General features: G+C 39.5%; 21 protein-coding genes. 6 read left to right on the plus strand and 15 right to left on the minus strand.

The window, feature by feature from the left end; genetic code table 11:
* Positions 1-1,038: nuclease/transposase family protein (locus AC1DDX_RS09800; RefSeq protein WP_477622002.1), on the plus strand; the 1,038-nt coding region annotated here is incomplete at its 5' end.
* A gap of 797 nt (positions 1,039-1,835) precedes the next feature.
* On the opposite strand, the gene rfbA is transcribed toward AC1DDX_RS09800, so the two are convergent.
* The 15 genes from rfbA to uvrB form a co-directional block, all read right to left on the minus strand.
* Complete coding sequence (rfbA, locus tag AC1DDX_RS09805; RefSeq protein ID WP_288883107.1) at positions 1,836-2,696, minus strand: glucose-1-phosphate thymidylyltransferase RfbA; 861 nt, start codon at positions 2,694-2,696, stop codon at positions 1,836-1,838.
* A gap of 37 nt (positions 2,697-2,733) precedes the next feature.
* Positions 2,734-3,312 carry a DUF3109 family protein gene (locus tag AC1DDX_RS09810; RefSeq protein WP_172662096.1) on the minus strand — a complete coding sequence of 193 codons (579 nt, stop codon included), beginning with the start codon at positions 3,310-3,312 and terminating at the stop codon, positions 2,734-2,736.
* 6 nt (positions 3,313-3,318) lie between these two features.
* Positions 3,319-4,095, minus strand: a complete 777-nt coding sequence (locus tag AC1DDX_RS09815; protein ID WP_172662097.1) for a DUF3108 domain-containing protein — start codon at positions 4,093-4,095, stop codon at positions 3,319-3,321.
* Positions 4,096-4,125: 30 nt separating this feature from the next.
* Positions 4,126-4,641 carry a DUF2480 family protein gene (locus tag AC1DDX_RS09820; RefSeq protein WP_172662098.1) on the minus strand — a complete coding sequence of 172 codons (516 nt, stop codon included), beginning with the start codon at positions 4,639-4,641 and terminating at the stop codon, positions 4,126-4,128.
* A gap of 64 nt (positions 4,642-4,705) precedes the next feature.
* Positions 4,706-6,802, minus strand: coding sequence for a peptidylprolyl isomerase (locus tag AC1DDX_RS09825; RefSeq protein ID WP_337716910.1), 2,097 nt, complete (start codon positions 6,800-6,802; stop codon positions 4,706-4,708).
* 127 nt (positions 6,803-6,929) lie between these two features.
* Positions 6,930-7,502: a hypothetical protein gene (locus AC1DDX_RS09830; RefSeq protein ID WP_337716912.1), complete on the minus strand. Its 573-nt coding sequence runs from the start codon at positions 7,500-7,502 to the stop codon at positions 6,930-6,932.
* Positions 7,502-8,752, minus strand: a complete 1,251-nt coding sequence (bamG, locus tag AC1DDX_RS09835; protein WP_477622003.1) for a BamG family beta-barrel-assembly machinery protein — start codon at positions 8,750-8,752, stop codon at positions 7,502-7,504. The genes AC1DDX_RS09830 and bamG overlap by 1 nt, the downstream gene beginning before the upstream one ends.
* Entirely contained in the window at positions 8,677-9,447 is a 771-nt protein-coding gene (locus AC1DDX_RS09840; RefSeq protein ID WP_477622004.1) for a type III pantothenate kinase, read from the minus strand. The genes bamG and AC1DDX_RS09840 overlap by 76 nt, the downstream gene beginning before the upstream one ends.
* An 80-nt stretch (positions 9,448-9,527) precedes the next feature.
* Positions 9,528-10,508, minus strand: coding sequence for a DUF6427 family protein (locus AC1DDX_RS09845; RefSeq protein WP_172662101.1), 981 nt, complete (start codon positions 10,506-10,508; stop codon positions 9,528-9,530).
* Positions 10,509-10,537: 29 nt separating this feature from the next.
* Positions 10,538-11,524, minus strand: a complete 987-nt coding sequence (locus AC1DDX_RS09850) for a glycosyltransferase family protein (RefSeq protein WP_337716917.1) — start codon at positions 11,522-11,524, stop codon at positions 10,538-10,540.
* A 117-nt stretch (positions 11,525-11,641) separates the two neighbouring features.
* A complete protein-coding gene (locus AC1DDX_RS09855; protein WP_337717138.1) occupies positions 11,642-12,493 on the minus strand; it encodes a UDP-2,3-diacylglucosamine diphosphatase in 852 nt (283 codons plus the stop codon).
* Positions 12,494-12,717: 224 nt separating this feature from the next.
* Entirely contained in the window at positions 12,718-15,201 is a 2,484-nt protein-coding gene (locus tag AC1DDX_RS09860; RefSeq protein WP_337716921.1) for a hypothetical protein, read from the minus strand.
* 84 nt (positions 15,202-15,285) lie between these two features.
* Positions 15,286-15,546 (minus strand): DUF4834 family protein, encoded by a 261-nt coding sequence (locus AC1DDX_RS09865; protein ID WP_172662104.1) that lies wholly within the window; start codon positions 15,544-15,546, stop codon positions 15,286-15,288.
* A 180-nt stretch (positions 15,547-15,726) separates the two neighbouring features.
* Positions 15,727-15,927, minus strand: coding sequence for a YwbE family protein (locus AC1DDX_RS09870; protein ID WP_337716922.1), 201 nt, complete (start codon positions 15,925-15,927; stop codon positions 15,727-15,729).
* Positions 15,927-17,963, minus strand: a complete 2,037-nt coding sequence (gene uvrB / locus AC1DDX_RS09875) for an excinuclease ABC subunit UvrB (protein ID WP_288883094.1) — start codon at positions 17,961-17,963, stop codon at positions 15,927-15,929. Before uvrB ends, AC1DDX_RS09870 begins: the two co-directional genes overlap by 1 nt.
* Positions 17,964-18,135: 172 nt before the next feature.
* Here uvrB and upp point away from each other — a divergent pair, with 172 nt between their 5' ends.
* The 5 genes from upp to AC1DDX_RS09900 are packed head-to-tail and all read left to right on the plus strand — an operon-like array spanning position 18,136 to position 22,062.
* Positions 18,136-18,780 carry a uracil phosphoribosyltransferase gene (gene upp, locus AC1DDX_RS09880; protein ID WP_172662106.1) on the plus strand — a complete coding sequence of 215 codons (645 nt, stop codon included), beginning with the start codon at positions 18,136-18,138 and terminating at the stop codon, positions 18,778-18,780.
* A gap of 12 nt (positions 18,781-18,792) precedes the next feature.
* Entirely contained in the window at positions 18,793-19,482 is a 690-nt protein-coding gene (locus AC1DDX_RS09885) for a YjjG family noncanonical pyrimidine nucleotidase (RefSeq protein WP_288883090.1), read from the plus strand.
* Between the two features lie 55 nt (positions 19,483-19,537).
* Positions 19,538-20,278 carry a DUF4476 domain-containing protein gene (locus AC1DDX_RS09890; RefSeq protein ID WP_337716924.1) on the plus strand — a complete coding sequence of 247 codons (741 nt, stop codon included), beginning with the start codon at positions 19,538-19,540 and terminating at the stop codon, positions 20,276-20,278.
* A gap of 30 nt (positions 20,279-20,308) precedes the next feature.
* The gene (locus AC1DDX_RS09895; protein WP_172662109.1) at positions 20,309-20,698 is read left to right on the plus strand and encodes a hypothetical protein; all 390 of its coding nucleotides are present in this window, start codon (positions 20,309-20,311) and stop codon (positions 20,696-20,698) included.
* Between the two features lie 23 nt (positions 20,699-20,721).
* Positions 20,722-22,062, plus strand: a complete 1,341-nt coding sequence (locus tag AC1DDX_RS09900; RefSeq protein WP_172662421.1) for a flippase — start codon at positions 20,722-20,724, stop codon at positions 22,060-22,062.
* Positions 22,063-22,082 lie beyond the last annotated feature (20 nt).

Here is a 22,082-nt window from a genome sequence, read left to right on the forward strand (position 1 = left end):
AAAGAAGAGATTAAGGCCGCAAAGGATCAATTGTACAGCTGGCAGCGGATTTGTTTCCGTGCCGCCAACATGATCATGAGCCATCATTTTGTGCAGGAACAGGTCAAAGATTTTTTTTATTTAACAGAAGAAATCAAGCTTAAAATCGCTGATGAAAAGAAAGAGGAAAACGGAATTTTAAAATCCTCCCGTCAAAACACCACCTATCGGCTGCTCTCCAATCATTTTAAAGGACAGATTCCTACAAATATTCTAAGCTACCTAAACAACACCCTGATATCCTCTTTTAACAAGGAAAAGGTGGCCTATTGGAAAGGTGAAAAGTCGCTGAGGAATTATAAAAAGAATATTCCCTTGCCTTTCGGGGCGGAAGTGATTTCAAAGCTGAGCCATACGCCCGATGGACGAAATTTTTACTTTAAGCTGTTTCAGATTCCATTCAGGACCTATTTGGGTAAAGACAGATCAGATAAAAAGATTATGCTGAACAGGGTACTCAATGGCACCCTAAAACTTTGTGCCAGCCATATCCAACTGGATCAAGGCAAAATCTATCTGTTGGCGGCCATTCAGATCGAAAAGGAACAACATCATTTGGATACCTCCGTCATTGCTGAAGCATCCTTATCTATTGAACATCCCGTTACCGTTAAAATCGGCAGCCAGGAACATACTATTGGSAACAAGGAAGARTTCCTACACCGGAGAYTRGCCATACARGCRGCGATCTRCCGGGTAAAGAARGCGGTTRCTTTTAACCGRGGTGGCCATGGACGRAAGCGAAAAAGGAAAAGCCTGGAAGACTACCRGCATCAGGAAAGAAAATATATTGACTATAAACTYCATGTGTATAGCCGCATGCTGATAGACCTGTGTGTAAAGCATGAGGCGGCAACACTTATTCTCGTCAATCAGGAACTAAAGGAGGAAATAGCGAAAGAAGATCCGTTCTTATTGCAGAACTGGAGTTATTACAGCCTGAAAGAAAAAATTGCCTATAAAGCTGACAGAGCGGGCATTCAGCTAGTAGTTGAATAGAAGTATCAGGCTCAGGCCAGTCCTGATGGTGATAAAGTCAGTTCTTTGAAAGGAAGCTATTTAATATGGAGGCTGTTTGTACAGCCATAGGGTGAGGTTACTTTAACACTCACTGAATTGTTTAGGTAGAAATGTCTATTAGTGGACATCACCTATCTTGAAAGCAATATACAATGCTCTATTGTAAGTCCGTTTCAGAAACGCATATGCTCTAGGCATGACAAAATGTAGATCTTGGTAATTGATTAGATCCTGGGTTGATAGATATGCCATCCGGGAAAATTTTATCTCTTTTCGAATGCCACGGGACACCAGGCTGTTTGTATAGAAATAAGAGGCTGCTTGTACAGCCATAGGGTGAGACTGAAACCGTGCTCACTAAGTTCCTGGCAGCATTTGGCAGTGTCATTTGCCTGCTCCATAGCGAACATACCATGCCGGGGTAGCTTATTAAAATCCCTTTGGACATTTAGGTCTGGAAAAAAAGTATAAGAGGTTACTTCTACATGTAAATATTAAAGAAACTTGAGGCTGCTTGTACAGCCATAGGGTGAGACAAAAAATGTACTCACTGAGTGTAAAAGACAATACAACCGCTACGGGCTCTATTAATATGACGTATATAACATCTTTGCAACTAGCGTAAAAAAGGCCTTTTATATTTTTATAGGTTTCCCCCGCATGCATTAATAAGCTAAAACATGCAGGGTAAAAAGTCCTCCACCAACAGAAGGCATTGGCAGCGGTAAGCTCACTGCAGGATGACTCGTTGGTAAAATTATTATTTGCAAAAAATGCTATCTTAAAATCTTCAACAGGTAAGAGCCGTATCCACTTTTCACCAAAGGCTCGGCTACTTTCCTTAACTGCTCTTTATCAATAAAGCCCATTCTGTAGGCAACCTCTTCGATACATCCGATTTTCAATCCCTGACGTTCTTCGATTACCTGTACAAATTGTCCGGCCTGCATCAGAGAAGCAAAAGTACCTGTATCTAACCAGGCAGTACCTCTGCTCAATACGCCAACTTTTAGCTTGCCTTGCTCCAGATAAACTTTATTTACATCAGTAATTTCGTATTCCCCTCTTGGTGAAGGTTTGATGTTCTTCGCAATTTCTACAACAGAGTTATCATAAAAATATAAGCCTGGAACTGCATAATCTGATTTAGGTTGAGCTGGTTTCTCTTCAATTGAAATCGCTTTGTTTTGATCGTCGAACTCCACAACACCATAACGTTCAGGATCTGAAACCCTGTATGCAAATACAACACCACCATCCGGATCTGCACTTGATTGTAATAATTTAGCCATTCCATCGCCATAGAAGATGTTATCTCCAAGCACTAAAGCAACTTTATCATTTCCAATAAAGTCAGCCCCGATTACAAAAGCCTGTGCAAGACCATTTGGCTGCTCTTGTACGGCGTAAGAGAACTTACAACCAAGAGATGCTCCGTCGCCAAGAAGTTTTTCGAAATTAGGGAGATCGTGAGGTGTTGAGATGATCAGAATTTCTTTGATTCCCGCCAGCATCAATATAGACAATGGGTAATAGATCATCGGCTTATCATAAACCGGCATCATTTGTTTACTCATTACCAGGGTTAAAGGATGCAACCTTGTGCCACTTCCCCCTGCTAAAATTATTCCTTTCAAGTTATAGCGTTTGTTTGTTTAAAAATCTATTAAGGTGTTAACTATTTACGTCTTTATCCGAAGATACATTATCTTCCAGCTCTTTAAACCATTCCGCACCATATTTTCTGGTCAAAGGCCCTTTTAAAAATTGATAAACCGGTACTTTTAACTCTCTTCCAAATGAACATGCATCATGGCAGATGTGCCATCTGTCGTAATTTAAAACTTCAAATTCCGGGTATTGGGTTACCCTGATCGGATATAGATGGCAAGAGATTGGTTTTTGCCAATCGATTATTCCCTGCTCATATGCCTTCTCAATTCCACACTTCGTAATTCCGTTCTCGAAGGTAACATAAGCACATTCTTTGTGCCCATCTACGCATGGCGTAGTTAAATCGCCATCTGCATCAACGACAGATGTTCCCTGCTCTTCAATTGCGGCTATTCCCTTAGGTTCAAGCAAATGCTGAATCTTTGGATAAATTTCTTTAAGTATTGCTGTTTCTGCTACATCTAAAGGTGCACCAGCATCACCCTCTACACAACAAATACCCTTACATTTGTTGAGGTTGCACACAAAGTTTTCCCTGATCAGGTCTTCATGCACGAGGGTATTTTGTACTTCTATCATCTTCTTCTATTTTACTATAGCCAGGGGATACCTTAATCCATCGGCCGATTTAATTTCCATTATTACTGACCCTACCAGAATCTCCACCTGAGCCTTTACAGGCACCCTGTTGCCATCATCAGTAATCCATAAGTACAATTTACTGTCTTTACGGAATATCCTTCCTGGCTTTATGGAAGGGCTAAATTTAAGACAGCTTATTTTTCCAAGCTTAGTCTTTATCACTTCCTTACCTAAATATTGTATTTGGAGCTGACTGATCTCATCGCTCAGGAAATAGTTTAGTTTAACAAAATCACCGGATTTCATTTTAGAGACATCAAGGCTTCTGGCAAAATAGTAAGAAGAAACCAGGTCGAATGTTTGATTACTAGGGGCAATAAATGTACCCTTTGTAGCCACTACTTTCCTCTCCTCCTGATTAAATCTGGCTTTGTCCTGTCGCCTGTAACTCCCTTCCCTGATATTCTCCTGAAAGAAATAGGGCTTTAAGTTAACCTTATCTATGTAGGAATCGTAATGATCTCTGATCTTATAAAAGATATCGAATGTTCCGGAGGTTACTCCATCCACACTTAATTTATAAGTCGGATTACCCTCAAATTTAAGATCAGAGTTAAGCACTTTTAATGTGCCTTCTGCCGCGGTAATAAATCCATATTTCAATTTATAGGTTAAAACCTCTCCGGGTTGAAACACCGGTTCCTTTACAAAAGGTAACTCCTGGGCCGCGGCTCTAAAGCTTAGGAATGCAACAACAATAAACAATAGTGATTTTCTCATACCTAAGCTAAAACAAAAAACAATCCAAAATTAATCCTTTCGCTTATATATGGGCACAGTAGAACATGGCTCTCCATACATAATGCTTTTTACAACTGGCGTTAGCAGATTAGTAATCTCTACATAAGCTGCAACAGGCAGATCAATATCTGCACAACCTTTTACGACCACACGCTCACCGGCAAAGGCATTAAGATCAATCTTTGCCAGGGCTTTAGTAAACAACACGGCTTCTAATGTTTCAAGGCTACCAAATACAACCTCATTTGCATATGGTTTCATTTTATTGGCTAACAGCATGTAAGCCCAGGTAGGTACTATAGCATCGGCACTGCAGGTGATTGCTACATTTTTACCAGTATAAGCGGCCCAGTCGTGCGCTTTTATAAACTCTCTGAAATCTTTCTCTCTTAACATTAGTCCGTGAAAAAGATTATCCTTAATATCATAAACGACTCTCTCGCCCTGATTAAGGTAATCTTCAAGGTTAAACGTAATTAAACCGCTGGCCGCTACTTTATTGACAAAATTTTCTTGAATCTCCATCTCTCTAAAATAAAAAAACCGGAAGTAGAAACTACTTCCGGTTACAAAATTACGTAAAATAAGATTAATAGAATTTCACCCTATTGTCTTTTATGTCGCTTTTATCTTGCAATGCCTGAAATGCCGCACCCAAAGAGCGCTGAGCAGTAGCCTGCATCATTATTTCTTTTTGTTTATAAGTATTCGCTAACGGTGCAGGATTAGTAAATCCATCTACTGAGAATGCATAAACACCACGCTCGCCATCAATTGCTTTAGAAAGCTTACCTGGCTGAGATCCAAATACTGCTCCAACCACTTTATTTTCCTGGCCACCGCCTGGGATAATAGGATTAGAGAATACGATGTTTTGAACCGGTGTTGCTGGTTTAGCCAGTTTTTGAGCTACCTGATCAATGTTGGCCGCACCTTGTAATGCTTTGTCAACTTTTTCTTTAAGCATTTTAGCTTTAACTAGGTTACGAACCATTGGCTCAATATCTTTCTTCACTGCATCTAATGGTAATGTTCCTTTTGGTCTAATATCCGTAACACGTGCTACCACAAATGAATTATCCATTTGATATACCTGGTCTAACACATCTCCTTTTTTAGCATCATACGCATCACGAATTAATTGACGTGGATTATCTAAGCCCGGAGCGAAACCTTGTGTTGGTGTAATTTTATCAGCTACACCTACAGTATAACCTTTTTTCTGAGCAAGCTCAGAGAAACTGCCACCTTTAACTTCACTTAAGAAGTTACTTGCTTTTTTATAGGCCGCATCTTTAGTTTTATTACTTGCCAATAAGCTCTTCTCGATGTAAGCCAGTTTAGCCACTTTTGAAGAACCAATTTGTTTCTCGATTTTAATTAAGTGCACACCAAACTGTGAGGTTACCACTTTAAGGTCGCCAACGCTACCGTTAAATGCAGCATTCTCGAATTCAGGCACCATTTGGCCACGTGCAAAAGTACCAAGATCTCCGCCTTTATCTTTAGATCCGTCTTCGCTGTACTGAGCGGCTAAAGTAGCAAAGCTTGCGCCTTTTTGAATCAGTCCTTTTAACGAATCGGCCATTTTTACAGCTTTATCTACACCACCAAGTTTGCTGGCATCAAGTAAAATATGACTTGCTTTCACTGAATCAGGAGAGAAACGGGTATCTATAACTTTAACCAGTTTGTAAGAGTTACCTGAGAATTTAGGCCCGAAGAAACTTCCTGCAGGCAGATTAAATACTACTGAATCTACAGCTGGGTCCAATTTACCTTTATTAATATAAGTGTATGGAACTTTAACGTCTGAGTTAACCGCAGCAAAAAGAGAATCGTTGGCTGCTGTTTTAAAGTCGGCTGCAAGTTTCTCAACCTGAGATTTAACCGCTGCAGAATCTTCTTTAGTTGGGCTAACACTGAAAGACACATACTCAAATGCACGTGTTTCTGTAGGGTTTTCAAAACGTTGTTTGTTATCGTTATAGTAATCTGAGTAATCAGATTCTGCAATCTTTACGCTTGCGTCAGGAATAGATGCATATTCAAGACCAACATATTTAAAGTTAGCCAGTTTATTACGGTTTATATATTCATCATTAGCTTCTAATGAAGTTACATAAACAGCGTTGCTGATCATCTTAACATATTTTTGTTGTAATGCCTGTCTTTCTATTTCAGCTTCAACTGCCTGAAGCTGTTTTGCCATATTAGGATCTTTGTAACCTTCTTTAAAGGTTCTGATCACCTGAGCTCTATCAACCTGACCAGTTTGAGGGTTTCCAAAATATTGTACAATTATCGGGCTTGGATTGTCTCCTTTAATCAGGTCAGCCAATTCATCACCAGAAACGTTTATACCTAAACGGTTATACTCTTTTCCTAAAAGAACTCTTGCTACTTCACCTTGCCACACATTATCAACCGCCATAGCCTGCATTTGGGCATTGCCTGAACCACCATATTGTTGTTTGAACTGAGCAAGGCTTTGATCAACCTTAGCCCCAAACTCATCTATGTTTATATCCTCACCATCAACAGACCCCACAACTTTTTGAGAAGCAGCCCAAAAAGGCTTACCTACGTTAATTGCATCACCAACCAAAAATGCAACAATTGCAAAACCGATGGCTCCTATCAGAATATAGCCTGCGCGATTCCGCAAAAATGTCATTAAACCCATAATATTCTTATTTATAATTTTTTTTAAGAGGGCGCAAGATACAACTTTTGCTAAAAAAAGAAAATATTAAATTGTATTTGAATAAGTATTTAAAAATTAGGGAAATAAGGCCCTTAAATAATTGTGCTTATTCTCCGAAATTATCCGGCACATAGGTCTCACCCGATCCGTTTTTCCAGTTGATAAAATTGAAATCTTCGGTAGCAGTAAAGTCGACCGCATTAAGCACTGTACCGTCTGGTTTTGTAACTACTCCCTTTGGAGATAAAAACAGTTTCTTGTTTTGGTCCCAAACCAATTCTTCGGTATTAAAGGTCATGTTTTCATTAACAACAACAACGTTTCTCCTGAAGATGGTCAGCTTCTCGGTATCCTTCATAATCGCATAGTCTGAAGTTATAGAGCCTTTGATCTTTGTCGTGATTTCGTCGATGAAGTTGATTTTTACACCCTTTGGCATTTCCTGATAAACAGCGCCATTGGCGGGAGTAACTTTATCCAGAATAGGTGCAAACCCTTGCGCTTTAACTTTAGCAGAGTCGCTATAAATAATGTCGACACCGGTTGTACGGTCCCTGTTTAAGGCAATCTTTTCAGATAGCTTTGCGGCTTTCTTCAAGTCGTCTTCTCCACAGGAGCTTAAACAAATTTGCAGCAGACAAAGTATAACACTTCCATATATTATACCCCCGGTTTTCATTAGTCGAATTTATATCTTCTGAACCAGGTATCGTTAAGTGTAAATCCTAGATGGAAATTAATATAGTTCTCCTGGATAAGTCCGTTCGTTAGTGATCCTCTTTTTCCTACTTCAGTAGTAAAGTTTAGCTTGTAAAAAGAGCTTCTGCTAAGTGCTAAAGGAAGCCCTACACCAAAGGTAACTGCCATTTGCTTTACGTCCTGATTATTTAGCTGGATATAGGTTTTATCATACTGGAATCCAACACGATAATCTACATGCTTAAAATATCCCGAAACTGCACTTGCATCCGGCGTGATTTGTCCACCTGCCGAGAAACCCCAGCTATCCTGCAATCCCTGATTAACACCATCCATGCTCAATTTAGACCACTGGCCCATTCTATAATCGGCACCAATCATCCATTTGTTATCTCTTTGAATAGAGATCCCGAAATTGTGCATTAATGGAAGTTTCATTTTAGCTGAGCTGTTTTCAACTATTTTAACAGTATCAACTTGTGGCAATTCATTACCTTCATTATCCCTTTGGTATAAGGTAGTTAAGAAAGTCTTTTTGTAATTGACTGACGAAGAAGAGGATCCTGAATAACCTAAAGTAATGCGTTTTCTTGTTCCCAGTGGAATTTCATATTGTGCGCCGTAAGAAAAACCAATTCCACCAACACTATTCTTTTTAATGTTGCGGCTATTACGGGCAACCTGATTAACCGGCTCTAAAGAGGCGCTTTCCTGCAGGTTTCCGAATATGTATTCGATGTTACCACCAATTCTGAAATGGTCTCCGAATTGCTGTCCGTAACCAAAATATGCTTTTGTTAAGTTTCCTTCTCCTGAATAAAGGTAATTTACGCTGTTTGTATCCAGTTTATCACTAACCGTATATTCGTAACCAAGCTCTGTAAATGGCAACAAACCAAAGCTTAAAGCTGATTTTCCTGATATTACCGGGAAAGCAAGTGCAACATGACTAAGTGTACCGTTAAAACTGCTTTCAGATTTTGAGCCATCTTTTAGGGTAGTAAAAGCTCCGCTTAAACCCATATCAAGTGTGGTCATTGTGATTCCGGAATAGGATGCGGGGTTCTGCATATTAATATTGCTAAATCCGCTGGGTTTATAAACCCCTGTGGAAATACCACCCATTGCCTTAAACTGAGGAAGTAATGCTCCTTTTACGTTTCCAAGTCCAAACCTGGAGTATGGCGACTGTGTTGTAACCTGCGCATTAACAGAAATACTGGTAAGCAATAACAATATATAATTTGAGGCGCAAAGATGCTGTTTTTTAATTGTTTCAGCAAAAAAGCTGCATCTCCTCCTGTTATTAGTACCGTCAGATCCTTATTTTCTTTATTTTTATGGGAAATAAATCCCTCAACTTCATTAATTACGCCTTGTAAAACTCCGCTTTTAATGGCAGTTGGCGTGTCTTCACCCGCGGGTATCTCTGTTTCAGTTCTATCCCACTTTACGAGGGGCAATCTGCGGGTAAAATGATGTAATGCTTCAAAACGCATGTGTAAGCCTAAACTTATACTACCTCCAAAATAGGCATCATCGCTATCCAGCAAATCATATGTGATGCAAGTTCCTGCATCAATTATAAAACAATTTCTTTTGGGATAATAATAATGGGCTGCAATAATCTTTGCCCACCTGTCCAAACCCAGCGTAGAAAGTGTTTTATAGTGATTCTTGATTCCAGTGTTTATCCTTGTAGAAAACTCAATATAATTTGTGTTCTCTTTTAAAATGCCAATGACATCTTCAAATTCAATGGCTACACTTGAAATTGTTGAATTGCTAATCTTATACTGCTTAATTAAACCTATCAGCGCCTCAGCCGTTACTTGTTTCAGCGTTTGATATTCAACCAGCTTCCGGTTATTAAAAACAGCCAGTTTACTATTCGTGTTACCAATATCTATGACAAGATTATGCATTCAGGACAGCTACTCCAAACTTCATTGCACAAAGCTATTAATCTTTAGCAAGTTTCAACATTTCAAATTGTTAAAAAAAGTTAAACAAACAAAAAGTACTGAATAGCAAAAACCAGGATTAGAAACATACTTTCATAAAACCATCTTTTTTTGGCATTTGAGAAATAGTACGCCAATAAAACCGCTCCCGGGGGTACACACAACAAGAAATGATATAACCTGAAATCGGGTTTGGTATAAAAACTGACAATGCTGATGATGAACATAAAGAACAGCATTTGAAATGCCTTTCGTGTACTGATGAAGCTTCTAAAAAAGTTCTCGCGCAGCTGCAGTGTGGCCAGAACAATCATCACCACCACCGGAACCAGCACCAGGTAGTCGTTATAATTGATTGTAAATACAGATGGGAATTTATTGGTTAACGGCAGCCAGATCTTGTAGAACATGGACAAATTATCATTCCAATAGTAGTAAACGCCTACAAAGAAAAATATGGTTAAGAACCCCACCAGACCAGAAATCCACTCTCGCCAGCTAAACGACCTGTATAGCAATAATGTAAACCACAGCATGGCCAGCATGACAATAAAAGGAAAATAAATAAGCGTTCCGATAGCGATGATCATCCCTACATCAAACATCGTCATGATTGCGTTTAGAGATTTCCCCATCTTCAAAAATTTGTCCATTATCCATATCATGAGGAAATTACAAATCAAAGTAGGACTCAGAATAAGAAAAGGCATAAACAAGCTCGAAGCGGTAACATATAACAGTGCAGGTAAATACCCCGGCTTACTTAACAAGCCATGATTGTTGACCACCCTGTTAAACAGGATTGCCTGTACAAAAATGATTATCCCTGCAAAAAAAACATTGCCTGCAGGCGAAAAAGTATTTTGAAGAGGCATCTGAATAAAGAATTTAGTATACGGTTCTAAAAATTCAAACTGAAGCGATGGAGGGAGGTCAGCAAATATTGCCATGCGCATAAAAAATGTATATGCGAATAATATGAGCAGGTTTATGGGGTTTAAATTTCTAAATTGATTGATCATGCCTGTATATTAAGGCAAAGTAAAGCAAATTATCTGGCAAACTGCCTCACAACTTTATCAATTACCGCAGCGGTTTCATCTGGAAAATGAAATTGATGCTCCTGAGGATTGCTTACCCAGTTTTTAATAATTGGCAACCAGTTTCTATTGCTTCCCCATATTACGGGTAGTCCGAATTGCTTTAATGCGAAAGCATTACATTGCTGTTCGTACTGAAATTTCATGGGCGCAACAAGCAATTTTTTACCCATATGCAATGCTTCGGCAGGCCCCTCAAATCCGCCACCTGTAAACAAACCTTCGCAGGAAGCTAAGCTCTTATTGAACAACTCATTATTCACCGGCTGAACAGCCACATTTTCATCAGTATAGGCCACTTTAGTATGTTTAGAGAAGACCTCCCATTTGATATGCGGGATTTGTTTTAAGATAGGAACGAGAAATTTATCGTCTATTGCAGGCAGGTAAACGGTATAATGGCCCAGGTTTGAAACAATCATATTCCTGATTTCAGCACGAATTACCGGTGTATAAATGAAATCATCATATCTATCGAAATGGAAGCCAACATAATGAGATGCAGGAGCATAGTATTTCATAACCAGCTGCGCCCAATCTATACTTTTAGGTTTAGGAACTTTTTTAGATTGAAAGGAAGCCTGGTGACTGAGCCCAACGCTTTCTATCCGCTGGCGTTTACAAGCCCAGGCGGTAACCGGTTCAAAATCATTAAGGATCAGATTATACTCCTTAAGCGGCACACTACGCATGTCTTTAATAAAAAGGGGAAGATTCATTTCCTTCCACGTTTCATAATGATTTACACCACCTTTTTTACCGAAAATAAAGCTAAAGCCATGAAGCTGATATTTCACCTGCTGTGTTAATTTAACATCGGCCTGGGTTCCGCTGATTAAAAGATCAACATCTCCATATTGCTGTAGCAATGGCACAATTTCTCTTGCCCGGCTAATGTGTCCATTACCGGTTCCCTGAATGGCGTAAAGTATCTTCATCCGCACCGAATATCTGTAATTTTAATCAGAATATATTGCTTTTTTATAGGTTATAAAGCTTGCATGAGCTGAATTCAAAGTAAAAGAACAAATGTAAGCTCATGCAGGTTTAACGCGCTAGGCAATTTCTAATTTAATCTTTTGCAATAAAGTATTAATATCCAATTTACTGTGAAGATCTTCACTGTCTGACAAAACACCTTCCTCTGCTTCATCCTTCTCAAAGTCCTTTTGATCGTACTTAAAAATCTTCCAGCCTTTATCGTAGTACTCGAGTGCTGTTAAATTTTCAACCCAGTCGCCACTATTCAGATAAGTTACTTCACCATCTTCTGTGGTAATGGTACGCATTTCGGGTTGGTGAATGTGCCCACAGATCACATACTGGTAACCTTTTTCGACTGCAAGTTCTGCAGCGGTATACTCAAACTTATTGATGAATTTTACCGCATCTTTAAACTTGGCTTTAATTTTTTTAGAGAAACTCATCTTCTCGCTTCCTATAGAAGTAAGGCACCAGTTTACAAAACTGTTTATCAAAATCAGTGTATCATAACCTACTGCACCAAGTTTGGCCAGCCATTTAGAATGCTGCATGGTTACATCAAAAACATCACCATGAAAGAACCATGCCTTTTTTCCATCGAGTTCCAGGATCAGCTTATTCTGAAGGTGAAATGCACCTAAATGCATGTCGGCAAATTTTCTCAGCAATTCATCATGATTACCTGTTAAATAATATACTGGAACGCCCTCTACTACAAATTTCATTAGTTTTCGAACGACCTTCATATGGGTTTCTGGCCAGTATCTTTTACTAAACTGCCATACATCTATGATGTCGCCGTTCAGCACCAGCATTTTAGGTTTAATGCTTTTAAGGTATTTTAACAATTCTTTGGCGTGACAACCATATGTCCCAAGGTGAACGTCGGAAATTACAGCTATATCAACTTCTCTTTTAGATATCATCTTCCTCCATTGTTAATTCGTATGGGCTGAAAAAGAAAGCTACTATTGCAATGACACATACTATTAAAAACAGTTCCAACATAGGATATTAGTTTATTATACAAATTTGCAACACGTAGATTAACAAGGCGTTAAGAAAACATTATGATTAACCGGAAGGACAAAAAAAAAGGCCGCCACTTTTTAAAGTAACGGCCTGTGTAAAATTTTATAAACGACTATTATTTAGCTGCTTTTTTCTTTCTCTTATCGTCATAGAACGCAAATCCAAGACCAGCTACTAAAAGGATAGAACCGGCCAAAGAGATTTTTTCACCCAAATAATATGAAGTTGGCTCAAATTTAAATTCAACCTTATGGTTACCCGCATCAAGCTGCGCAGCACGAAGTACATAATCTGCTCTGAAGTATGGTTTCTGAACCCCATCAACATACATATTCCATCCTTTATCGTAATAAATTTCAGAGAACACAGCAATGATATCACGAGGAGCGCTGTAAGAGTAAATCATATGATCGGGGCTATAGCTATCCAGCTTAATGGAAGCCGTTGGATCTGCCCCAACATTCTTAGAGCTGATCTGATCTTTGTATCTGACATCAACAATAGCTTCTTTTTTAGGATCAAAGCTGCTAATTGCTTTCATTTCCTCATCCGCATCTTTAACAAACTGGACGTTCTGAACAATCCATACGTTTCCTGCTGCTGTTGCATTATTTTTCATCTGGTAAGATCCGTTTTTAGGATCCTGGGTGATGATATATTTCGTGTTCAGCATGTCCAGCACATCCTGGTTAACACTTTTGGTAAGCTGGTTGTCTATCAGTTCCTGATATCTTTTCAGTTTTGCTGCGTGATACCCGCCGATGGTTTTATGGAAAGCAGAAGTACTTGCATCGGAGAAAGTATTAATGGTTAAATCCATTACCCTGAAATCAGGATCCTTATCTGAAGAGATGAAAGTATCCACTTCACGTGGTTGGAAATGGTTATTTAAATCCGTTTTACTCGCAAAATTACCGTTGTTCAGATAACGGCGATCTACCTGCCACATGTCAATCATAACGGCGCATCCCAACAGGATAAATGCAAGTTGCATGTTGATCTTTTTAGTGATAAGTGCCCATACCAAAGCGTATCCAACAGCAATAAACAGGAATGAACGAATGGCATCTGCACGTGCAATATCAGCCCTATCGGCAATAAGTGCATTGGCGATAGATTGCGCAACGCTGGCATTATTTTGAAGCATCTGTGTAAGCGCCTGTACCATTAACTGATGATTAGCTGTAGTGAAGCTAAACAGCGCGGTAGGCATGATGGCCACAATTAGTGCAAAACCACCAGTTATCCCACCTGCGATCGTCAGTTTTTTAACAAGTGTTTTTTGATCATAAGTGCCTTCCTGAGCTTCTTTAATGGCAAGAAAAGCTAAAACAGGGACCATTAAACCAACAAGGGCCAGAATAGACTCAACTGCTCTAAACTTATTATACAACGGGAAATACTCGAAGAAAAGGTCAGAGATCAACGGGAAGTTCTTTCCGAATGACAGGAACATGAACAGAATGGTTGTACCGAGTATCCACCATTTTAATCTGCTTCTTACGATTAGTAAGCCAAACACGAACAGGAAACATACGATAGCACCAAAGTAGTACGGGCCGGATGTTCCAGGTTTCTCGCCCCAATATTGCTGCAAGCCGATTTGTCCTGCCAGCTGGCCTATTGCCTGTGTTGGATCGCCGCCGGTTATACCCTGCAAAGTTTTATAAGTATGGCTTTCGGGCTTTACCAATGCATCTATACTGGTTGCACCACCATAAAGGTCCGGGATCAGGAAAGTAAAACTTTCGCCAATACCCTGACTCCAGCCATAAGCATATTCTTTTGACAAGCCATTTTTCTCCTCTGCCGCATCGGTAGTTAAGTTAGATTTGCCTCTGTTAGATTCTTTGCCGTACTCGTAAGTAGTCCATAGCTTACCTGTATTAACCATAAATGCAACCAGCATTCCAACGGCCAAAAAGCCTAAAGCCTTGCCCAACTGGTCAAGTTTCTTAGCTTTTACAGCATGGTAAATTTCAATACCGATGAATATTAACAAAGCAATCATCAGGTAATAGGTCATTTGAATATGGTTTGACCTGATCTCTAATGCAAGGAATAAAGCAGTTAAACTTGCCCCTATCCAATATTTTCCCCTGAGTGTTAAAATTACACTGGCGATTATTGGCGCACAAAATGCAATAGCAAGTGCTTTGTTGCTATGCCCTGCAGCAATAATGATAAAATTATACGATGTAAAGGCGAAAGCTATTGCTCCCGCTGCTGCCAGCCATGGATTGATGCGCAGCACGATAAACAGGAAATAGGCACCAACAAGGTACAATAAAACCGAATCTACCGGGTCAGGAAAAATAGTTTTTATTAGAGAGATGACATAAGTTGCTCCATTATACGGATGCTGAACCCAAATCTGGTATGCCGGCATACCACCAAAAATCTGGTTAGTCCATAATGGACCTTTACCATCTTTTTCTTTGTAGTGCATGATTTCCGTGGCGGTTGCCTTAGCTCCCAAAACGTCTCCCTGAGCAGGTGCCTTACCTTGCAGGACAGGACTGAAGTAGACAAAACAGATGATTATAAAAAATCCAATAATGGCCAGGTGTATGCCATTTGCTTTTAACCAATTATTCATTAAGGTTTGTTTATGATTTAAACTAACCCCAAACTTAGATAAAAAATCCTTTTTAAAAAAAATAAAAAACTGGCAAAAAAACGGCTATTTTATCTCTTCGTAATCTACAAAATCGCCTAATTTATCTGAATTTCCCTTCTTTTCTCTAGGTGGTACGTATTCGATTGAGATGTCGCCTTCTGGCTTTGAATAGCGTTGATTGTTCGGCTGGCGAGACTGGTTTGCAGCTTGCTGCTGAACTTTGCTAAACATACTTCTCAATACTACAGGAAATATTAAACGGAGGATGATCCGGATAATATACATGACCAGTACCGATATTAATATGAATTTTATAAGTCCCATTTCTTTATTTTAATATTTACAAATTTAAGTAAAACTGTTCAATTACAGCCTTACTAACCTCTCTGCAACCTTTGAAAAGAGATTTATTGGTAAAATATAGACACAGTTGCGATATCAATATTACAAACGCAATTAGATTATTGCAAAGCAATTACAATATACCTTATTTATTCTTCATATTTATTCTTCATCAACAATGGCTGCAACCCTGCCCACTTGCCCGTCTTCCAACCGAACCTTAATTCCTCTGGAGTGATATGGTGCTGAGGTTAATAAATTACTGACAATGCCTCTTGTTAATGCACCATTACGCTGATCTTTTTTCAATATGATATCCACTTCTAAACCCGGATATATGTCTTTTCTGTTTTTTCCGTCCATTATTTACCAAATCTTTCTTCAAACATTTTTTCCATTGCAAACATCTCATCTCTCAATCTTGCAGCCAACAAGAAGTCCATCTCTTTTGCAGCTTTAGCCATGTCTTTACGTGTTTTGTCTATTGATTTTTGCATTTCGGGCTTAGTCATGTACTGAACAATCGGATCAGCAGCTATGCTCACTTCATCAACTTCTACATATGCCTTTGCACGGGTAGCATTACCAGAGAAATCCAATACTGATGTTTGCTCGAGTATTGCCTCTCTGCTTTTACCTACAGTTTTAGGGACGATGCCATTTTCCAGATTATAAGCAATTTGTTTGTCTCTTCTTCTGTTGGTCTCCTCTATAGTTCTTGCCATAGAATCTGTAATTTTATCGGCATACATGATTACCCTCCCCCTATCATTACGTGCAGCTCGTCCAATTGTTTGAATTAACGCGCGATCAGAACGAAGAAAGCCTTCCTTATCTGCATCCAGTATGGCTACAAAAGAAACTTCCGGCAAATCCAGACCTTCCCTTAACAAGTTAATCCCTATCAGCACATCAAATTCACCTAATCTAAGTCCCCTTAAAATTTCTACACGTTCCAGTGTTTTTACTTCAGAGTGTATATAGCGGACTTTGATGTTTAAGCGGTCCATATATTTGGTCAATTCCTCAGCCATTCTTTTTGTAAGCGTGGTTACCAATACCCTATCGCCCATTTTAATGGTTTTATCGATTTCATCAAGCAAATCATCGACCTGGTTGATTGCCGGACGAACTTCAATTAAGGGATCTAGCAAGCCAGTGGGGCGAATTACCTGCTCCACATACACCCCATCAGATTTTTGCAGTTCATAATCGGCAGGTGTCGCACTTACATAAATCGTTTGTGGTGCCAAACGCTCGAATTCATCAAAATTAAGCGGGCGGTTATCCAGTGCTGAAGGCAAGCGGAAGCCATATTCTACAAGCGACATTTTACGGGATCTGTCGCCGCCATACATGGCTCTGATCTGCGGAACAGTGACATGGCTCTCATCAATCACCATCAAATAATCGTCGGGAAAATAATCAAGTAAGCAGAAAGGCCTCATTCCCGGCGAACGTCCATCGAAAAACCTTGAGTAATTTTCAATACCTGAACAATAGCCCAGTTCTTTCATCATTTCGATATCGAAATTTACCCTTTCTTCAAGTCTTTTTGCTTCCAGTAATTGTCTGTCGTCAATCAATTGATTTTTCCTGATCTCCAGTTCTTCCTGGATACCCCAGATAGAAGAGTTAAACCTGTCCTTTGGCGTTACAAACAAATTGGCAGGGTAAATGGCCATATCTTCAAGCTTCTCAAGTGTTTTCCCAGTCACAGGATCAATAGCACTAAGCTCTTCAATATCGTCGCCAAAGAATGAAACACGATAAGCCGTATCCAGGTAAGCAGGAAAAATATCTACGGTATCGCCCTTTACCCTAAACGTCCCCCTCTTAAAATCATTTGTGGTACGTGCATATAAAATCTCGACCAGACTATGTAAAAATGAATTGCGTGAGATCCGAGTTCCTACTGAGAAACGAAATACTGATCTTGAAAAATCTTCAGGATTACCCATACCATAGATACAGGAAATGGAAGAAACCACGATCACATCCCTGCGACCCGACATGAGTGCCGATGTAGTACGTAATCTTAATTTCTCTATTTCTTCATTTATACTAAGGTCTTTTTCTATATAGGTGTTGGTACTGGGCATAAAAGCCTCAGGTTGGTAATAGTCGTAATAAGACACAAAATAGTTCACGGCATTTTCTGGGAAGAATTGTTTAAACTCTCCATACAGTTGTGCCGCAAGCGTTTTATTGTGGCTGAGGATTAAAGTAGGCTTTTGAGTTTGCTGAATTACATTGGCAACAGTAAATGTTTTTCCTGAACCGGTAACACCTAAAAGCGTTTGATAATGTTCATCTCCATTCACACCCTCAACCAGTTGTTGAATGGCGTTAGGTTGATCGCCTGTAGGTTTATAATCTGAAACAAGTTGAAATTTCATCCGTGCTTTTTATGATTTTTAATTTTAGATGGTACCTGGCATAATTTTCAAATTTACAAAAAAAAGTACACAACGGCTATGCAGCCGCCAAGCTGAAGGTGGCAACTGTAACACCTTTAACTTAAAAGAGCAACCAATTGTTTTAGAGGGCAATTTTGTTTAAATTTATGTGATGATATTCGAACTCAGCAAAATAAATTCACATGCCAATGTTTTCATTTCGGAACTTCGGAATGAGCACATCCAAAAAGACGCCATGCGTTTCCGCAGAAATATGGAACGTATAGGTGAATTTTTTGCCTATGAAATCAGCAAGACGCTTGAATACACAAAAACGGAAACCCAAACCCCATTGGGCATTGCACCAAGCGTGCAATTGTTGGATCAGCCGGTTTTGGCAACGATTTTACGGGCAGGACTCCCCTTACACCAGGGATTGCTGAATGTTTTTGATCAAGCTGATGCTGCTTTTATTGCTGCCTACAGAAGAACCCACAAAAGCGGAAGTTTTGAGATACAAATGGAACATGTTTCGTCGCCTGATTTAACGGATAAAACCGTGATCATAGCCGACCCTATGCTGGCAACCGGTCTGACAATGGTACTTTGCTGTAAGGAATTAATACGAAGATATCCACTCAAAGAATTACACATTGTTTCGGTAATTGCAAGTACCGAAGGCGTTAGACATGTAAGGGCAAATTTACCCAAAGCTAAGTTATGGCTTGGCGCTATTGACGAAGAAATGACCAGTAAAGCGTATATTGTGCCCGGATTAGGCGATGCCGGAGATTTGGCATATGGGCTTAAGCAGTAAGGCGTTTTTACTATGATTAAACATATTTTTTTCGATTTAGACCATACCATTTGGGATTTTGACAGAAATGCTCAGGAAACTTTGCATGAGCTTTATACACATTATGAGCTTCAGAAACTCGGATTAACATCTGCTGAGGATTTCATAACGACTTATACTGAAAACAATCATCTGCTTTGGGCGCAATATCATGTAGGCACCATCACCAAAGAAACTTTAAGATCAGAGCGATTTAAAAAGACTTTTATTCAGCTAGGGGTATCCCCTGAACTTGTGCCACAACAATTTGAAGAGGACTATGTGAACCTGACCCCGACAAGAACTAATTTATTTGAAGGATCCGAAAAGGTATTGGCTTACCTTCAAAAAAAGTACACCTTACATATCATTTCCAATGGCTTTAAGGAAAGTACATTAACCAAAATGGATCGGTCAGGTTTAAATCCGTACTTTAAAAATGTGATCATTTCTGAGGATGTTGGTGTTAATAAACCTGACAAAGCTATTTTTGAATATGCGCTGGACAAGGCCAGCGCAGAAAAACATGAATCTGTTATGATTGGGGACAGCGTTGAAGCAGACATTCGCGGTGCCCAGGCATATGGAATTAAGGCCATTTACTTTAACCCTTTAAATAAAGAAAAACCTGAAGATGTTGAATGGCAAATTACACATCTTGAAGAATTAATGTTACATTTTTAAATGTTGCAGATCTTATGAAATTAGATTTAACAACATACATACTAAGAAAATCATTATGAAAACGCTCTTATTATTTATCGCAGCACTGCTGCAAACATCTTTAATCTTTGCACAGAATTCAGGCACCGACACAGAATTGTTTATTGAAGTTGCCGAACAGGGAAAAATTGTTGTCTATGTAAATGATGAACAGGTTGGTTCTTCAAAAGGCCGCTTCCGCTTTTATGACGTAGAAAACACTTCTCCAACTGTTATCATCATGAGAAACAATAGACAGATCGCAAAAACAACCCTATCCCTTACAAGAAATAGCAGAACAATTGCACGTTATTCAAGTTTTGATGGGCTCAAGGTGGTTAAAACCCTACCCATGTTTGATGCCAATCAATATGCCTTAGATGACTGGGACGGGATATTTGATAGTACCCCCGATGGCCCAACACGCCCTTCGAGACCTGCTGAACCTGGCAGACCTACACGCCCTACATTGTCCAGAGATAAAATCATGAGTAACCAATCCTTTGATCAACTTTTAAATATGGTGAGGCGTGCGGATTTTGATAGCGGCAAAATAAAGCTGGTTAAAAGCGCATTGAACAACAATAAAATTTCAGCATCTCAACTGACAGCTCTTGTAAAAGTTTTTGACTTTGATGCCTCCAGGCTTGAGATAAGTAAATCGGCCTATGATTCGGTTGCAGATAAACAGAACTATTTTAAAGTAACCGAAGCCTTTGAGTTTGACTTTAGTAAAGACCAACTAATGGATTACATCAACAAAAAAACTTCAAGATAATTATCCCTTTAATCCCTAAAAAAATATTCAATGAAAAAAATCCTTTACATCTGCTTTTTAGCATTCGGCTTTTCTGCTTGTCAGACCAGCCCTAAAGAAACTCAGAATATTGTTACACCTACACCAAATGGCGTTCCATCAGCACCATCTACTACCACATCGGTTCCTGCTCAGCAAAGTGCAGCTACTGGCGAAAGGCCGGCAAATAATCCGGCACATGGTCAGCCATTTCACGACTGCTCAATTCCTGTAGGCGCCCCACTTAATGCAAAAAACACAACCGCTCCTGCCGTACAAGCTCCTGTTGCAGCCCCTGCACAACAACAAGCGCCTGCAACAGATAAAGAAGTAAAATTGAACCCACCGCATGGACAACCTGGACATGACTGTAAAGTATCAGTTGGCGCACCCTTAACCTAAAAAAACTAAGAGACAGATTGAGTGTGAAGATCCCAAGCATTAAAGGTTTTGATCAGGCGGCCCTGGAGAAATATGTGAAAAACACAGGCTGGCTAATGTTGGCCAGAGTTGGAAGCATGGCCATTAAAGTTGTGGTAGGTATTGCCGTAACAAATTATTTAGGGAAAGACCAAAACGGAATACTTAATTACCCCGTGGCTTTTGTAACCTTTTTTACTGCAGCAGCAGCCTTGGGGGTAGATGGTTTTATAACCAGAGAACTATTGCGCAATCCTGAAAAGAAAAATGAATTGCTTGGAACAGGCTTTGCCATAAAGTTTATGGGAGGCCTTATTGTTCTTCCACTGATCTACACAACATACGTTATAGCTAATAGCTATAACAGAATCGACACTCCATTGGTTTTTATTATGACTGTTGGATTTACCGGTTTAATCCAATCGTTCAATATCATTGACAGTTTCTTTCAATCCAGAACGCAAGGCAAGTACATTATGCGTGTACAAATTGCAGGAAACGTTCTTTCTGCTGCGATTAAGCTTGCTTTGATCATCATTGGCGCCGGTTTGAAATGGTTTATTTTTGCACTTTTGCTAGACGCCGCATTGCTGGCAGCGGGTTACCTCTTTATTTATCAGAACAATGGAGAATCAGTTTTCAGATGGACATTTAAAAGCGATATCGCCAAATTTCTGTTAAAAAACTCCTGGCCCCTGGCATTTTCAGCGATCCTTGTTTCCATTTACATGAACATTGATAAGCTAATGATCGAATACTATAAAGGTACCGGAGAGCTGGGGATTTATGCCAATGCAGTTCAGTTTGCCGAAGCATGGTATTTTATCCCCGTTGCTGTAGCCGCCTCAGTATTCCCCGCCATTATGAATGCCCGCAGGGACAACCTCCAGCGGTATGAAAAGAGGATGCAAAACCTGTACGATTTAATGGTTTGGATAAGCATGGTTCTGGCCATATTTATCACATTTACGGCTCCATATCTCTTCAGAATATTTAAACCTGAATTTTATAGTGGTGCGCATGTGTTGTCGATACACATCTGGGCAGGTATCTTTGTATTTTTGGGTACTGCAAGTGCTCAGTTCTTAATTGCCGAGGGCTACACAAAATTATCTATGCTGCGTACCGCGATGGGTGCCTTGATCAATATTATATTAAACGTTTTCTGGATTCCTAAATATGGAATAGCTGGGGCAGCAATGGCGACATTGGTTGCTTATGCCTGTTCTACATTTTGGATTTTACTTATCCCAAAAACAAGGCATCAAGGTATAATGATGCTTAAATCGTTGCTGCTAATTACATTATACCAGAAATTAAAAGGTTCAAAAGACCAGCCAGGTTAGACCTAACATAAATTTTAATA

The organism is Pedobacter sp. 10L46_2 (assembly GCF_056395165.1).

Excerpts from the sequence above, each read along its gene's own strand:
- upp (WP_172662106.1), top strand. The coding sequence starts at position 18,136 with ATGATATTCGAACTCAGCAAAATAAATTCACATGCCAATGTTTTCATT.
- AC1DDX_RS09865 (WP_172662104.1), bottom strand. The coding sequence starts at position 15,546 with ATGGGACTTATAAAATTCATATTAATATCGGTACTGGTCATGTATATT.
- AC1DDX_RS09885 (WP_288883090.1), top strand. The coding sequence starts at position 18,793 with ATGATTAAACATATTTTTTTCGATTTAGACCATACCATTTGGGATTTT.
- AC1DDX_RS09825 (WP_337716910.1), bottom strand. The coding sequence starts at position 6,802 with ATGGGTTTAATGACATTTTTGCGGAATCGCGCAGGCTATATTCTGATA.
- AC1DDX_RS09850 (WP_337716917.1), bottom strand. The coding sequence starts at position 11,524 with ATGAAGATACTTTACGCCATTCAGGGAACCGGTAATGGACACATTAGC.
- AC1DDX_RS09815 (WP_172662097.1), bottom strand. The coding sequence starts at position 4,095 with ATGAGAAAATCACTATTGTTTATTGTTGTTGCATTCCTAAGCTTTAGA.
- AC1DDX_RS09860 (WP_337716921.1), bottom strand. The coding sequence starts at position 15,201 with ATGAATAATTGGTTAAAAGCAAATGGCATACACCTGGCCATTATTGGA.
- AC1DDX_RS09895 (WP_172662109.1), top strand. The coding sequence starts at position 20,309 with ATGAAAAAAATCCTTTACATCTGCTTTTTAGCATTCGGCTTTTCTGCT.
- AC1DDX_RS09890 (WP_337716924.1), top strand. The coding sequence starts at position 19,538 with ATGAAAACGCTCTTATTATTTATCGCAGCACTGCTGCAAACATCTTTA.
- AC1DDX_RS09845 (WP_172662101.1), bottom strand. The coding sequence starts at position 10,508 with ATGATCAATCAATTTAGAAATTTAAACCCCATAAACCTGCTCATATTA.
- AC1DDX_RS09810 (WP_172662096.1), bottom strand. The coding sequence starts at position 3,312 with ATGATAGAAGTACAAAATACCCTCGTGCATGAAGACCTGATCAGGGAA.
- AC1DDX_RS09870 (WP_337716922.1), bottom strand. The coding sequence starts at position 15,927 with ATGGACGGAAAAAACAGAAAAGACATATATCCGGGTTTAGAAGTGGAT.
- AC1DDX_RS09830 (WP_337716912.1), bottom strand. The coding sequence starts at position 7,502 with ATGAAAACCGGGGGTATAATATATGGAAGTGTTATACTTTGTCTGCTG.
- uvrB (WP_288883094.1), bottom strand. The coding sequence starts at position 17,963 with ATGAAATTTCAACTTGTTTCAGATTATAAACCTACAGGCGATCAACCT.
- AC1DDX_RS09840 (WP_477622004.1), bottom strand. The coding sequence starts at position 9,447 with ATGCATAATCTTGTCATAGATATTGGTAACACGAATAGTAAACTGGCT.
- AC1DDX_RS09820 (WP_172662098.1), bottom strand. The coding sequence starts at position 4,641 with ATGGAGATTCAAGAAAATTTTGTCAATAAAGTAGCGGCCAGCGGTTTA.